Source organism: Xenorhabdus sp. NBAII XenSa04 (assembly GCF_963866145.1).
Classification (GTDB): Bacteria; Pseudomonadota; Gammaproteobacteria; order Enterobacterales; family Enterobacteriaceae; genus Xenorhabdus; species Xenorhabdus indica.
Genome location: NZ_CAWMEB010000090.1, coordinates 48,611 through 63,433, shown reverse-complemented (window position 1 = coordinate 63,433; position 14,823 = coordinate 48,611). Strand labels below are relative to the sequence as shown.

12 protein-coding genes and 1 pseudogene are annotated in these 14,823 nt (G+C 43.5%); 6 read left to right on the top strand and 7 right to left on the bottom strand.

The annotated features are described in order from the left end of the window. Positions 1-308 precede the first annotated feature (308 nt). The 6 genes and pseudogenes from AAC147_RS04885 to AAC147_RS04860 all read right to left on the bottom strand — a co-directional run bounded on the left by AAC147_RS04885 (position 309) and on the right by AAC147_RS04860 (position 7,251). Positions 309-1,289, bottom strand: coding sequence for a sugar kinase (locus tag AAC147_RS04885; RefSeq protein ID WP_047679259.1), 981 nt, complete (start codon positions 1,287-1,289; stop codon positions 309-311). A 3-nt stretch (positions 1,290-1,292) separates the two neighbouring features. Then, entirely contained in the window at positions 1,293-2,732 is a 1,440-nt protein-coding gene (gene uxaC / locus AAC147_RS04880; RefSeq protein ID WP_047679257.1) for a glucuronate isomerase, read from the bottom strand. A 16-nt stretch (positions 2,733-2,748) separates the two neighbouring features. Next, the gene (locus AAC147_RS04875) at positions 2,749-4,224 is read right to left on the bottom strand and encodes a fructuronate reductase (protein ID WP_047679500.1); all 1,476 of its coding nucleotides are present in this window, start codon (positions 4,222-4,224) and stop codon (positions 2,749-2,751) included. Next, a pseudogene (gene uxuA / locus AAC147_RS04870) lies at positions 4,216-5,397 on the bottom strand (mannonate dehydratase); the annotation flags it as partial. The gene AAC147_RS04875 and the pseudogene uxuA, both read right to left, overlap by 9 nt. 14 nt (positions 5,398-5,411) lie before the next feature. Continuing rightward, complete coding sequence (locus AAC147_RS04865) at positions 5,412-6,710, bottom strand: TRAP transporter large permease (protein WP_047679255.1); 1,299 nt, start codon at positions 6,708-6,710, stop codon at positions 5,412-5,414. A 22-nt stretch (positions 6,711-6,732) separates the two neighbouring features. Continuing rightward, a complete protein-coding gene (locus AAC147_RS04860; protein WP_047679253.1) occupies positions 6,733-7,251 on the bottom strand; it encodes a TRAP transporter small permease in 519 nt (172 codons plus the stop codon). A 268-nt stretch (positions 7,252-7,519) separates the two neighbouring features. Between AAC147_RS04860 and AAC147_RS04855 the strand changes: the two genes are divergently transcribed. The 6 genes from AAC147_RS04855 to AAC147_RS04830 all read left to right on the top strand — a co-directional run bounded on the left by AAC147_RS04855 (position 7,520) and on the right by AAC147_RS04830 (position 14,071). Continuing rightward, entirely contained in the window at positions 7,520-8,512 is a 993-nt protein-coding gene (locus tag AAC147_RS04855) for a TRAP transporter substrate-binding protein (RefSeq protein WP_081988954.1), read from the top strand. Positions 8,513-8,631: 119 nt separating this feature from the next. After that, positions 8,632-9,381: an FCD domain-containing protein gene (locus tag AAC147_RS04850; RefSeq protein WP_047679251.1), complete on the top strand. Its 750-nt coding sequence runs from the start codon at positions 8,632-8,634 to the stop codon at positions 9,379-9,381. A 529-nt stretch (positions 9,382-9,910) separates the two neighbouring features. Beyond that, a complete protein-coding gene (gene fruB / locus AAC147_RS04845; protein WP_081988952.1) occupies positions 9,911-10,900 on the top strand; it encodes a fused PTS fructose transporter subunit IIA/HPr protein in 990 nt (329 codons plus the stop codon). Beyond that, positions 10,897-11,874, top strand: coding sequence for a 1-phosphofructokinase (fruK, locus tag AAC147_RS04840; protein WP_052189393.1), 978 nt, complete (start codon positions 10,897-10,899; stop codon positions 11,872-11,874). Before fruB ends, fruK begins: the two co-directional genes overlap by 4 nt. Beyond that, positions 11,871-13,556, top strand: a complete 1,686-nt coding sequence (gene fruA, locus AAC147_RS04835; protein ID WP_047679246.1) for a PTS fructose transporter subunit IIBC — start codon at positions 11,871-11,873, stop codon at positions 13,554-13,556. Before fruK ends, fruA begins: the two co-directional genes overlap by 4 nt. Positions 13,557-13,699: 143 nt before the next feature. Next, on the top strand, positions 13,700-14,071 hold the full coding sequence (locus tag AAC147_RS04830) for a hypothetical protein (protein WP_047679244.1): 372 nt from the start codon (positions 13,700-13,702) through the stop codon (positions 14,069-14,071). Here AAC147_RS04830 and AAC147_RS04825 read toward each other — a convergent pair. Beyond that, a complete protein-coding gene (locus AAC147_RS04825; protein WP_047679243.1) occupies positions 14,060-14,764 on the bottom strand; it encodes an aspartate/glutamate racemase family protein in 705 nt (234 codons plus the stop codon). The two genes, AAC147_RS04830 and AAC147_RS04825, sit on opposite strands and share 12 nt — an antisense overlap. Positions 14,765-14,823: the final 59 nt, after the last annotated feature.

Genomic DNA, 14,823 nt, shown 5'->3' with positions numbered 1-14,823 from the left:
ATTTAGGAAATATTAATGTAATTTCATAACAAAATTTAAAATACCTTCCATAATAAACCTCCATTAAATATTATCAGGAAGTATATAATTTATGTTATCTCTATTAATTTGATCGGTTAACTCCTGAATTTTGATGCATCCACTAGAATAAAATATAGAAATTATTCATGACTAGAAGATATCAGGTATAGAGATGAGAACTATCCAGAAATGTATTCAGAAATCCAAGAAATTAAAGACATTCAATCTATAGATTTCAAACCTCAAATTGAACGATATTACCAATAATAATAGTGTAGAAACGATACTTAATAAAATTCATCTCCGATTTCGTTCGAATTAAAAAAACTAGCGGTAATCCCTTGTGTCACTGTCTGCGGAATAATCGCGCCTTTATGTTGGATCACAACCCCTGCGAGCTGATGCCCCATTAATGCTGAATCATGAATCGATTTCCCATTTAACAGCCCCGCGATAAAACCCGCATTAAACGCATCACCTGCCGAAGTGGTATCAACAACAGGTGTAACAGGTTGAGTCTTAATATGTTGTGTGGCATAGCAGCCACTTAAGTCACGATAAAAACAACCCTGTTCACCCGCTTTGATAATGGCTTGTTTAACCCCCATGCTTTTCAGGCGATGAAAACTTTCCTCAGCTGACATATCGCCCCATAGACTCGCTTCATCATCGTCAGTGACTAACGCAATATCAGTGATAACATACATTTGCTGATAACACTCACGGGCTTGTGTTTTATTTCCCCATAAGGCCGGACGATAGTTATTGTCAAAGAAAATCACTTTTCCTTCAGAAGATAACTTTTTCAAATCAATGAGCAGCAATTGGCGATCATGTTCGGGCAAAATAGCCAGGCTGATCCCACTGAGGTAAAGCACATCCATGTTCTGTAATTGCTGACGCAATCTGGGATAATCAGGATTCTGCAAGAGATAACGTGCCGCCGAGTTATTACGCCAGTAAAGAAACGTGCGCTCACCTTTTTCATCAAGCTGGATCAGGTATAAACCGGGCTGATGTGCATTATCACGCAACACTAACGATGTATTAATTCCCTCTTGCTGCCAAGATGAGATCATGCCTTCGCTCAAGGGATCAGTACCCATCACCGTGACGAAATGGACATCAAACTTCTTGCCCCCAGCACGAGCCAGATAAACTGCACTATTCAGCACATCACCGCCATAACTCTGTGTCATAGCACCAAATGGGATGCCATTTAGCTCAATCATACATTCGCCAATCAGAGCAATTTTCTGCCTCTGCATCTTTTAATCCTTTACAGCCTGAAAATAACGTTTCGCATTATTAAAGCAGATATCCTGAACTATCTGCCCCAACATTTTTTCATCATGGGGAATTTCGCCATTTTCGACCCAGTTCCCTAACATACTGCAGAGAATACGACGAAAGTATTCATGGCGGGTATAGGATAAGAAACTTCGTGAATCTGTCAGCATACCGACAAACTGGCTTAATAAGCCTAATTGGGAGAGTTGCTCTAATTGACGCTGCATACCGTCTTTTTGATCGTTAAACCACCAGCCCGATCCAAATTGGATTTTGCCCCCGATATTTTTACTACCTTGCGCAAGGCTTCCGCCCTGAAAGTTGCCCGTCATCGTTGCGATCACTTCATTATCGCGAGGATTTAAGCAATAAAGGATGGTCTTCGGTAATTGGTCTGTTTTATCCATCTCATCCAGCAAGCGTGATAATGGGTAAGCGATAGGATTATCCCCGATAGAATCAAAGCCGCTGTCTGGCCCTAACCGATTAAACATACGTGTGTTGTTATTACGCAAGGCGCCAATATGTATTTGCATCACCCAACCGCGTTTTGCGTATTGCTTGCCTAACCAAACCAACACCGCTGTTGTGAATTGTGCTACTTCTAATTCACTGAGTAATTGCTCTTGTCTGCGCTTTTGCAAAATAATATCTAACACTTTTTCGTCAGGTATCGGTGCATAACGCAATTGTTCAATCCCATGATCCGATGCTACACAACCGTGATCCTGAAAGTGTTTGAGACGACGCTCTAATGCCTGCAATAAATCAGCAAAACGCCCGATAGCGACATCTGCGGCTTCTTCTAACCGTTCGAGATAGTCACAAAAATCTGGCAACTCAATTTTAAAGACTTTATCCGGGCGCCAGCTTGGTAATATTTTGATGGTAAAGTCTTTATCTTTGGCGATCTGTTGATGATATTCGAGAGAATCAATGGGATCATCCGTTGTTCCTGCCATTCGTACCTGCATTTGCTGCATAATGCCGCGGGCTGAAAATTCACCTTGAGAAAGTTTCTCGTTCGCCTCATGCCAGATAGCCTCTGCGGTATCAGGCCCAAATAATTTTCCGTTAATGCCAAATGGGCGTCGCAACTCCAGATGTGTCCAGTGATAAAGTGGATTGCCGATCGTCAGAGGAACCGTGTTCGCCCATGCGAGGTATTTTTCGTAATCACTGCTTTCCGTACCGGTAATGAGCACTTCTTCAATTCCTGCCGCACGCATCGCACGCCATTTATAATGATCGCCCTCCAGCCAAATTTGACCAAGATTGTGGAAACGGCGATTTTGCGCAATCTCTTTGGGATTAAGATGACAGTGATAGTCATAAACAGGCATCAACGCCGCATAATCATGATACAGGCGGCGAGCAACGTCATTATTTAACAGAAAATCTTCACACATAAAGGTTTTCATTACATTTCCTCTATGGTCAAAGGGCTGCAACCGCTTGGCGGGCGCCAACATTGAGTAAGTTCTGGTAGGCTTTGGTAACGTTATCGATAAAGTCACGGTTTTTGGCTAATTCCTTACCGAAGATCGATTCAATTGCCAGTAGCTCTTTCACCACATCTTCCGCCACAGCAACAGAATAATCGTATTTGGCAAAAATCGCCGCAAAGGTCTCTTTTAATGGATCACGCACATCAATGGGTTGACCTTGCTCATCCACGCCGCTGATATAACGCATCCAACCTGCTACACCGAGCGCTAAACAGCGATAATCACTTCCCCTCAAAAGGTGCCATTCAATGGAATCAATCATGCGCTGTGGCAATTTCTGGCTGCCATCGGTCGCAATTTGCCTTGTCTGGTGTTTTAACGCAGGGTTAGTGAACCGTTCAATCAATTTATCCGCGTAAGCCATTAAGTCGCTATCTTCTGGCATCGACAGTGTTGGCGCTTGTTCGTTTAGCATCAGTGCGTACACTGCCTGACGATAATCAGCATTTTTCATGGTATCGGAGATATACGCATAGCCGCCCAAATAGCCCAGATAGGCCAGAAATGAATGAGCACCATTTAACATGCGCAATTTCATCATTTCAAATGGCGCCACATCATCCACAAATTGTGCACCGGCCAGATCCCAATCTGGACGCCCATTCACGAAGTTATCCTCAATCACCCATTGACGGAAAGGTTCGCAGGCAATAGCACACGGATCTGCAACACCTAGCTGTTGGGCAATTTCGGTTAACGTTTCTGGTGTAGCAGCCGGCACAATACGATCCACCATCGTGCAGGGAAATGTCACTTGCTTTTCTATCCATTGTGCCAATTTTTTGTCCTGCAAACGTGCCAGACCTAACACGGCCTCACGGGCAACATGCCCATTTTCCCGGACGTTATCGCACGATAAAATCGTCACGGCAGGCAGGCTTCGTTCAAAACGCAATTTTAATGCCGCCGTGATATATCCTATGGCTGATCTCGGCACAGCAGGATTAGCAATATCTTTAATAATCAGCTCATTATTTGGGTCTAAACGCCCTGTTGTGGCATCGGTACAATAGCCTTTTTCAGTGATTGTTAAAGAGATGATTGCGACATCAGGGTTCGCCATTTTTTCGATAATTGCCTGAGTACCATCAATTAACGGGTGCATCCCTTCTTTCATTGAGCCAATAATTTTTAATGTGGTTTTCCCCTGCCCTTTCTCTGAGACGGTATAGCGCATGGATTGTTTTTTAAGATTTTCGATCAGTGAAACACCGTTTAGCGTCAGGTTCACTTCACAGTATCCCCAATCACTGTCCGTTTGTTCTAATACGTGATGGGTATAAAGCGCCTGATGCGCACGATGGAATGCACCGCAGCCTAAATGCACAATACGGGAAGTCAGGCGTTCGGTTGTCCAGTGAGGGCATGGGACTGAGGTTATCGCAGTGACAAGATTTTTTTCCATCATGGCACGATGGATACCCAACTCAAGGCCACGAATTTCAGCCAGCCCTTTCAGACGGCCGATTGCGGAATAGCCGGGGTTAATTTTCTTTTTCAAATCATCAAGTATTTGATGACCGTGATCAGGCCGCATTGGAATAAGGTGATTTTCACCCACTGACAACCTGCGATGCTCTTCTTCCGCAACCGCTTTGATCACTTCATACATATCTACATCACCAGCAAGATGTGCCGCTTCGTGGAACGTGAATGGGTTTTCTTCACGTACAGTTGAACGCAAGTGGAGGAAATAGATACGGGAAGCAAATGATTTGATCATCTTCACCAAATCATTATCCGCGCGCACACCGTAAGATCCGGTGCACATCGTATAACCATTGGCATCACTGTCTATCGTTTCGGCTATCCAACGCATATCCTCTATTGTAGAAATAATGCGTGGCAGGCCTAAGATCTCACGAGGGGGATCATCAGGATGAACGGCCATTTTGATGCCGATTTCCTCCGCAACCGGAATGATCTTTTGCAAGAAATAAGCAAAATGTTCACGCAATTTGGCCTTATCAATTCCTTTATAACGTTTTAAGTGTTGGCGAAATTGTTCTAAGGTATAACCTTCCTCTGCACCAGGCAGACCAGCGATGATCGTATTTGTCAGTTTTTGTTTTTCTTCTTCCGTCATTGAAGTGAAGCGTGATTGTGCTTGCACAATTTCATCATCGGAATACGCCTTCTCTGCGCCATGACGTTGCAAAATATGGATATCAAAAACAGCAAATTCGATTTGATCAAAGCGCAATGCTTTTGAGCCATCAGGTAATTCATATTCAAGATCAGTACGTGTCCAATCCAGAACAGGCATAAAGTTGTAGCATATTGTTTTGACCCCGCAAGTAGCGAGGTTACGCAAGGTTTGTTGATAGTTTTCGATCCATCGATCGTACTCCCCGGTATGCGTCTTGATATCTTCATGAATGGGAACACTTTCTACAACTGTCCACTCAAGTTGACAGGCTTCAATCAGTGCCTTACGCTGTTTTATCTCCTTGATAGGCCAGATTTCACCATTAGGAATATGGTGTAATGCCGTCACAATCCCTGTTGCTCCCGCCTGACGGATATCCGCTAATGAAACAGGATCTTCAGGCCCATACCAACGCCAGGTTTGTTTCATCATTCCCCCTATAACTAATTCAAGACTAATTCAGGTAACCATAAACTCAATTGCGGCAGATATGTCACCAGCGCCAGCGCCGAGATCAGCGCAACATACATCGGGAGCAGTGGCTTCAGTACCTTATCAATGCTCACATCCCCCACAGAGCAACCCACAAATAAGGCACTGCCTACGGGCGGAGTACAAATTCCAATGGCCAGATTAAACGTCATAATGATGCCAAAATGAACAGGATCGATCCCCATGTTCATCGCAACAGGCAAGAAAATCGGTGTGAAGATCAAAATGGCAGGTGTCATATCCATAAAGGTCCCCACAATTAGCAGGATGATATTAATGACCAGCAAGATGGTCAGCGGATTATCAGACACCATCATCAACGCATCCGCAATCAGGTACGGCAGATCAGCATTGGCCATCGCCCAGGACATGCCCATTGATACGCCAATCAGCAGTAAAACAATCGATGTGGTCACGGCAGAATCAAGAATAATTTTGGGCAGTTGTTTGAAACTCACTTCACGATAGATAATCACTGCGAGAATAAAACTGTAGAGAACGGCAATAGCTGATGCTTCTGTCGCCGTGAAGATCCCGGCAATAATCCCGCCCATAATCACCACAATGAGCATTAATGACGGTATTGCTTGCCACGCTGTAGCAAAAAATTCTCTCCAAGTTGGCCGGGGTGAAACAGGATAGCGCTTCCTCTTGGCAATAATGGCAGACACGGCCATGAGTGAAATCCCCATAATAATGCCGGGGATATAACCTGCCAGGAACAAGGCAGCAATAGAGGTTCCCCCCGAAACCAGCGAGTACACAATCAAGGTATTGCTAGGCGGGATCAGCAAACCAGAAGGACAAGAAGCGATATTTACAGCAGCAGACAACTCAGGATCGTAGCCTTCTTTTCTCTGCATCGGCGCCATTGTTCCCCCAACCGCAGCCGCGGATGCTACGGCCGAGCCTGAAATTGCCCCGAACAACATGTTCGCCATGATATTGACGTGCATTAATGATCCCGGCAAACGGCCGCCTATCACTTTAGCCAGATTGATCAAACGTGCAGCTATCCCGCCTTGATTCATCATATTTCCAGCAAGGATAAAGAACGGGATCGCCAATAAAGAGAAGTTATCGACTCCCGCAGCCATACGCTGTGCGACAACCGTGATCGCAGATTCCAGCGGCAATGTCATCGTAATGGCGACTAACGAAGATAAGCCGATTGCAAAAGAAACGGGGACACTCAATGCCAGTAATAGTGCAAATGTGCCAAAGAGTGCGGCAATGACAGACCAATCCATACTCTAACCTCTTATCTACCCTTCATCTTTCAAGTGAATGATTCTCAGACATAACGGGTGGTTGACCAGAAAAATGCTGAACAATTGAGATCACATCAACAAGCGCATAGAAAATCATCAATATTCCGCTAACAGGCAAACATAAATAGATGTATCCCATCTGCCAGCCTAATACAGGTGTGATTTGACCATTTTCCAGTGTCGATAAAACAAGCAGGCTGCCACCATAAAGCAGCACAATGGAAGAAAATGAAATAATTGCTGCCTGAATAATCAGGCCAATAATACTTTTCTTTATTCCTGTTAATTTCATCATCAGCAGTTCGATAGCAAGATGACGATGTTGCCCGGTGGTATATGCAGCGCCAATCATTGCGACCCACATAAAAAGATAACGTGCTAATTCATCTGTCTCGGTGCTCGGTGCATCTAAGACATAACGTGAAATCACCTGCCATGACACACATAAAACCAGAAAGGCCAGCAGGCAGATGGTAAAAAACGCCAAACTTTTATTGGTCATCTCTACAAAGTTTTTCATTTATCCCATTCCTGTCATTTTGGTTTACCAACTAAAAGACCACATAGAAATTATAATCTATACTGATCGCACTAAAGACATTGAAATAAGTATCTGAAAAAGAGAGTAATAGATCACAAAACAAAAAAGGTAAACCAATAACATCTATTTTTGTGATATTGGAATACCAATTTTGATTTTGATCTTTGCCTAACATGTGAAAAACTGATTATTATTTACCCAAATGAGAAAATAACAAAAACCTATCTTCATCTCTGGAGAACCAATCATGCAGAACAACAAACGACAGGTTTTAGGTATAGTCAGTATGGCGACTGGCGTAATGCTTATGCTGAGCGCATCTCAGGCTTTCGCCGTGACGACACTGAAACTTAGCCATAACCAGAACCGAGACCATGCCGTCCATAAAGCCATGACCGAGTTCGCTAATGAAGTGAAAGAAAAAACCAACGGGGAAGTCCGTATTCGCATCTATTCTGATTCTCAATTGGGCAACCAACGTGAATCCATCGAGTTGATGCAAAACGGCGCTTTAGATATTGCTAAATCCAATGCGGCAGAATTAGAAGCCTTCTCTCCGGCTTATTCCATTTTTAACCTGCCCTATTTATTCCGTGATAAAGCGCACTATCAACACGTCATCAATAGTGATATCGGTAAAGAAATCCTCGATTCAAGTCAAAATATCGGGTTTATTGGCCTCACTTACTATGATGCAGGTGCACGCAGTTTTTATGCGAAAAAACCGATTAGAACGCCTGAAGATCTAAAAGGCTTGAAAATTCGCGTACAACCTAGTCCGACGGCCATTACAATGGTGAAAAGGTTAAAAGCGAGTCCAACACCATTAGCTTATGGTGAACTCTATACCGCATTGCAACAAGGGGTTGTGGATGCGGCTGAGAACAACATGACTTCTTTCACGTTAAGCCGCCATAGTGAAGTGACAAAATTCTTTTCCCTGGATGAACATACGATGATCCCTGATGTTCTGTTAATATCAAACAACTCATTGAATAAATTAACCACTGAACAGCAAGAGATTGTAAAAAAAGCAGCGCTGAACTCCTCAAAATACATGATTCAACTTTGGGAGAAATCAGAACAGGAACAGCGTGCAAAAGCAGAAAAACAAGGTGTTGAGTTTATTGTCGTGGATAAGACCCTTTTTCAAAAGGCGGTTAACCCCATGTATGACGATATTGCTAAAACTCAACCGGAATTATTCGAAATGGTAAATAGAGTGCGTAAAATAGAATGATTTTCTCTCAAGACCCTTTGTTGCAACAAGAATAGGTGGTTATATTTCTGGCATTGATGTCTTAGAATAACATCATTTTTAGTCGTTCCACTTAAGTACATTACCTTACGGCGGCATTAATGATGAACTTTGCAGACCCCAAGCGTCCCTATCATGAAGTAGCCCAATCATTACGTCAGATGATTATAGATATGGATTATTCTCCCGGTGATCGTTTACCTACAGAACGAGAAATTGCAGAAAAGTTCGGCGTTTCTCGTACCCTTATTCGTGAAGCGTTAATTGTACTGGAATTGGAAAACCTCATTGAAGTACGCAAAAGCTCAGGTATTTATCTCATCCAACTGCCATGCTCTTATCCAAGCGATACGACTATCAATGCCGCCGGGCCTTTTGAGTTATTACAAGCGCGACAATTATTGGAAAGTAATATCGCTGAGTTTGCAGCGCTTCAGGTGACTCCGGTCGATATTGCCAATATGCGCAATGCATTAGAAAAAGAGAAAAAAGATCTGATTTCGGGAGCAAGTGAATCCGGTGATAGGGAATTTCATTTAGCCATCGCGCAGGCAACGCATAACAGTATGCTGGTTGAATTACTTAAGCAATCTTGGGAATGGCGTGAGAATAACCCTATGTGGATGAAACTACATAGCCGAATTACCAATACTGACTATCGTAAAGCGTGGCTGAGTGATCATCAGGCAATTTTGGCGGCTATGATCAAAAAAGATCCCGCGGCAGCGAAGCAAACAATGTGGCAACATTTAGAAAATGTGAAACAGAGTTTGCTTGAGTTATCCGATGTGGATGATCCTAATTTTGATGGGTATTTGTTTGCGTCGTATCCGGTGGGGATTGGGAAATGAATTTTTGACGCTGAGCTGGCTGAAAATCTCAAGACCTCGGAAGATCTGAGCCAGCTTTTCCGCTTCTTTAAAAATGACCGTTTTGAAACCACTTTTCAGGCTGAATTCTGGCTGCTTATCTGGGGCATGAAAAGTAACAGCCTAAATCTGGTTCTAATCCCTGAATACCATTTCCTTTAATTGAAATACTCCTTCGGTTAACATTATTTTTATTATTAATAAGTTGCATTGGAATTAAAATAACCAAGATCGCCATCACCATTTCATAAAATAACCCAAGTCCTCACTTTACATGCTAACTCTTTGGCGATACATTCCCAATAATACAGATAATTGACATTATTTACCCTCATCACAAAAAATAATTAATAGCTATAAAACAATCTGGTAATAAAAATCATATTAGTTCGCTTTATTACCAAGATTAAATTATTCCGGTAAAGATTTAATATTAAAAAACCCAATTAATTGGCTTATTAAATAATAAAAATAACATAAATTCATTTGATGTTATTTTTTACTTAAAAAGCTGAATCGTAATGGTATTGCCATCCCACATGGCCCCCATACAACCCGCAACAACGTACTGAAAACCGGCGTACAAGTGATGCAATTTCCGAACGGGATCGACTGGGGCGATAACCAAACCGTCTACCTTGTTATCGGCATTGCGGCAAAATCCGACGAACACCTTAATCTGCTGCATCAGTTGATCCCAATCATTGGTGATGAAAACCGCGCCAGCCGGATGGCAAAAACCACCGATGTAAATGAACTCTATCATTTATTAACGAACACCAAATCCGCCTATGTTCTGGATAACTCCACGCTCACATTGGATATTGACGCACATGACCTGACAACCTTGCAGGCAATAAACATCGCTCGGCTACAACAAGCCAATGCAGTGAATGAAAAATTTATGGCCGATGTCTTTACCAAGCCACCCATACACCTTGGCCAAGGTATCTGGCTCAGTGACAGTTCGCAGGGCAATTTGCACAATGCAATTGCTATCTCCCGCCCCAAAACGCCTTTTACTGTTGATAAACAACCCGTTGGATTGTTATTAACCATCGCTTGCGCAGACGATCAACTGCACGGTTTTCTAGATAATCTCAGCACCCTGCTACAACAAGGTAAAGGTGAGTACCTGTTGCGTGCCAAAAATAGCACAGCCATCGTAGAACGACTGACAATGGATGTAGCACAAGAAACGATACTGCCTCAAAAAAACGCACTGACTGCGGATTTTATCCTACCCAATAAACATGGCCTGCATACCCGTCCCAGCGCACTTCTGGTTAACACCATCAAACAATTCCATAGCCAAATCACCATCACCTATCTTGATGGAAACAGCACTCCCGTTGATGGGAGTAAGCTAATGCAAGTTGCAGGCTTAGGCGTTAAACAGGGCGAACGGATTCGCTTTACCGCGGTCGGCTCCGATGCCAAAGAGGCCCTGCTCGCCATTGAATCTCTTATTAACAAAAACATGGGCGAGGAAATGGCATGAACAAAAAAGTCGCGACGATCACTCTGAACCCTGCTTATGATCTGATTGGACGGGTTGAAAACATCAAAACCGGCGAAGTCAATCTCATCCAGACCGTGGGATTATATCCGGCAGGCAAAGGCATCAACGTTGGCAAGATCCTAAAAACACTCGGTATCGACGTCACCGTAGGGGGTTTTCTGGGCAGAGAAAACCAAAATACCTTTCAAAAACACTTTGCAGAACTGGGTATTGTCAATCGATTTCAGGTTGTAGAGGGACGAACACGCACCAACGTCAAACTGACTGAACAGAATGGCTTGGTTACTGATTTCAACTTTTCAGGATCCAGCGTCAGCAAAGAAGAGTGGCAACATTTCGCCAAAGATTCCATCCAATGGCTGAGTGAATTCAATATGGTGTGCGTAAGCGGCAGCCTGCCAACGGGTGTAGAACTGGATGACTTCACTGAATGGATGCAACGCCTACGCGAAACCTGTATGTGCGTGGTATTTGATAGCAGTCGAGAAGCCCTGACTGCCGGGCTCAAGGCTCTACCGTGGATGGTCAAACCCAACCGCCGCGAACTGGAAATCTGGGCGGGGCGGCCTTTACCAACATTCGAAGATATCATCACTGCCGCCCATCAACTGCGTGCTACGGAAATCTCGCATGTCGTCGTTTCATTGGGCGAAGAAGGCGCGGTTTTGGTCAATTCAGCGGGAATCTGGCTCGCTAAACCACCGCATTGTGAAATCGTCAGCACTGTTGGCGCTGGTGATGCAATGGTCGGCGGACTGATTTACGGCCTGATGATGGGGCAAGACAGTGAGCACACATTACGCCTTGCTACCGCCATCTCCGCCATGACTGTCAGCCAAAGCAACATTGGGAACATCGACCGTCAACAACTCGCCCGACTCATGGCAAAAGTCGAACTGACTGCGTTCCCCACTTATCCATCGAAAAACAACAATAAGAAGAGAACATCATGAAAACACTCATTATCAGCAACGATAAACAAGGACAGGCGCGCGCTTACCTCGCTAAACATATATTGGAAAATACAGCCGTCAGGCATGAACTTTCTCTTGTTACCGATGTGGACAATGCCGAGCTGGTGATCATTATCGGTGAATCTGCACCAACCTCACTTAACCTGCAAGGCAAAAAAACCTTCACAGGCCCTGCTGAACAAGCGATCCGTGAACCGGAAGCATTTATCCATCATGCCAAAACACAAGCCAATATTTACCAACAGCAAAATATCGTCAGCACGGATCAACAAAACCCCATCAATATCATCGCCATCACCGCCTGTCCGACAGGTGTTACCCATACATTTATGGCAGCCAAAGCACTGGAGACCGAAGCCAAAAACCGTGGCTGGCCGATCAAAGTAGAAACTCGTGGCTCCGTGGGAACCAACAACGCGATTACCGACGTAGAAATTGCAGCAGCGGATTTGGTGATTGTAGCGGCAGATATTGATATAGATCTCTCGCCATTCTCTGGCAAACGCCTCTATCGTACCTCCACCGGCGCAGCCTTGAAAAGAACCGCTCAAGAACTGGATAACGCATTGACCGAAGCCGAGATTGACACAGCCACAGGCAGCACTTCCACCGCCAACGCTTTCAATCCGTCCACCAATAAAAAACAGGACAGCCTCAGTATCTATCAACACTTGATGACCGGCGTATCCTACATGTTGCCGATGGTTGTCGCAGGCGGATTGTGCATTGCACTGTCATTTGTATTCGGCATTGAGGCCTTCAAAGAACCCGGCACATTAGCATCAGCACTCATGCAAATCGGTGGCGGCTCTGCACTTGCTTTAATGGTGCCCATACTTGCAGGTTATATCGCCTATTCCATCACAGGACGCACCGGATTAGCGCCCGGACTTATTGGCGGTATGCTTGCTGTCAGCACTGGCGCGGGATTTCTCGGTGGTATTATCGCAGGCTTCCTTGCGGGCTACGTTGCCAAACTCCTGACAACCAAACTGCATCTACCGCAAAGCATGGAGGCATTAAAACCGATTTTAATCATCCCATTAGTCGCAGCGTTAGTCACCGGATTAACCATGATTTATATCGTAGGTAAACCCGTAGCCACAATTATGGAATGGCTGACCCACTGGCTGAAATCCATGGGAACCACCAACGCGGTGATCCTTGGCATGATTCTTGGCGGCATGATGTGTACGGATATGGGCGGCCCAGTTAACAAAGCGGCCTATGCGTTTGGTGTCGGGTTGTTAAGTGCACAGACCTATGGACCCATGGCAGCAATTATGGCCGCGGGGATGGTTCCACCATTAGCAATGTGGCTGGCAACCATGATTGCACGGAATAAATTTGAGCAAAGTGAGCGCGAAGGTGGAAAAGCGGCACTGGTATTGGGGCTGTGTTTTATTACCGAAGGGGCGATCCCCTTTGCGGCGAAAGATCCGGTTAGAGTATTGCCAAGTTGTATTCTAGGTGGTGCAGTGACGGAGGCGCTTTCGATGTACTTTGGTGTGCAACTTATGGCACCACATGGTGGATTGTTTGTATTATTAATTCCGGGAGCGATTACGCCTGTATTGACTTATTTAGGCGCTATTTTGGTTGGTGCAATACTCGCGGGTAGCGTTTATGGGGTGGTAAAGAGAAAGGAGATTGGGGTATAACCATCATTATTCGTGGCATATCTTTTGTTATGCCACCATTTCAAATGTATCTGAGTCTTTCATGGATTTTTTATCAGCACTATGCCAGAAGACAGAATAAATTTTGTAGTTATTTTATTTTAATACGGTACGAGAAGAAGGTCATGGCGAGTTCAGAGCAACTTAAAGCGTTATTGCAATCTCATCTGGAAAAAGATGACGACAGATTTATGTCTGTCACTTTGCAAATCGCTGCTCATGAAGCTCGCCAAGGACATGGTAAACTCGCCCAAGAACCGAGAGACATTGTTCACGTCGCCAAAAAGAAAGCTCAACATAACCTAAATGCAACAATATCAATAGATAAAGGTATACAAGATACCAGTGGTCTATTATTTACTTCTTATCCTAAGAATAATCGAGATGCAGAAGATGAAACAGCCTCCACAGATATTGATTTATATACACCAATACAAAATAAAATGAAAATTATATTCACCTATCTTTCTAAAAAAATAACAAAGCTATTTAACTGAAAAATTCCCATCGTAAAAATACCATTCTACTGCCCTTTTAACCAACTCCTCCGTAGCATCAATATATTCTCCATGATTACCATCTCTACTAAGAATAATCGGTATCTCACTACATCCCAGAATAAAATGTTCAACACTAATATCTTTAAGCTGAGAAATAATCGATTTCAATAACTGATATGCTTTTTCCCCATTTCCACTTTTATATGCCAAAATACTTTCCATAATAATTTCCTGTTGAATATCATCAGGAATAACAAATTTTATATTCTCTTTTGTCAATCTATTTTGATAAAGCTCTGTTTTTATCGTTCCTGTCGTAGCCAGAATAGCAATATTATTCATTCCTTCATTGACAACTTTATTACAAGTAATATCAATCATATTAAGAAAAGGAACGTTGGTTTCTACTTTTAATTCCTCATACCAATAATGCGCGGTATTACAGGGCATAATAATACACTGAGCACCTGCATCTTCTAAGATTCTTAATGTGGCTATCATTTGTTTTAATGGTGACTTTTCCCCAGAAAGAATATTCTTTGTCCTGTCAGGTATATCAGGAAAAGAAATGGCAATAACAGGAATATGTTCCTGATCGCAAGTTGCTGATGTATTTTTAATTATCTTTGCCATTGCATCTACCGTTGCTGCCGGTCCCATACCGCCGAGTATTCCAATAATTTTTTTCATACACCACCTCAGAAAATAATTATTATGCTGACACAGCAATTACAGTTAGTAATTGCAAT

Bases quoted from the DNA above. Each gene is read 5' to 3' on its own strand.
- AAC147_RS04825 (WP_047679243.1), bottom strand. From the start codon at position 14,764: ATGAAAAAAATTATTGGAATACTCGGCGGTATGGGACCGGCAGCAACG.
- AAC147_RS04860 (WP_047679253.1), bottom strand. From the start codon at position 7,251: ATGAAAAACTTTGTAGAGATGACCAATAAAAGTTTGGCGTTTTTTACC.
- AAC147_RS04855 (WP_081988954.1), top strand. From the start codon at position 7,520: ATGCAGAACAACAAACGACAGGTTTTAGGTATAGTCAGTATGGCGACT.
- AAC147_RS04830 (WP_047679244.1), top strand. From the start codon at position 13,700: ATGGCGAGTTCAGAGCAACTTAAAGCGTTATTGCAATCTCATCTGGAA.
- AAC147_RS04885 (WP_047679259.1), bottom strand. From the start codon at position 1,289: ATGCAGAGGCAGAAAATTGCTCTGATTGGCGAATGTATGATTGAGCTA.
- fruA (WP_047679246.1), top strand. From the start codon at position 11,871: ATGAAAACACTCATTATCAGCAACGATAAACAAGGACAGGCGCGCGCT.
- AAC147_RS04850 (WP_047679251.1), top strand. From the start codon at position 8,632: ATGATGAACTTTGCAGACCCCAAGCGTCCCTATCATGAAGTAGCCCAA.
- fruK (WP_052189393.1), top strand. From the start codon at position 10,897: ATGAACAAAAAAGTCGCGACGATCACTCTGAACCCTGCTTATGATCTG.
- AAC147_RS04875 (WP_047679500.1), bottom strand. From the start codon at position 4,224: ATGGAAAAAAATCTTGTCACTGCGATAACCTCAGTCCCATGCCCTCAC.
- AAC147_RS04865 (WP_047679255.1), bottom strand. From the start codon at position 6,710: ATGGATTGGTCTGTCATTGCCGCACTCTTTGGCACATTTGCACTATTA.
- uxaC (WP_047679257.1), bottom strand. From the start codon at position 2,732: ATGAAAACCTTTATGTGTGAAGATTTTCTGTTAAATAATGACGTTGCT.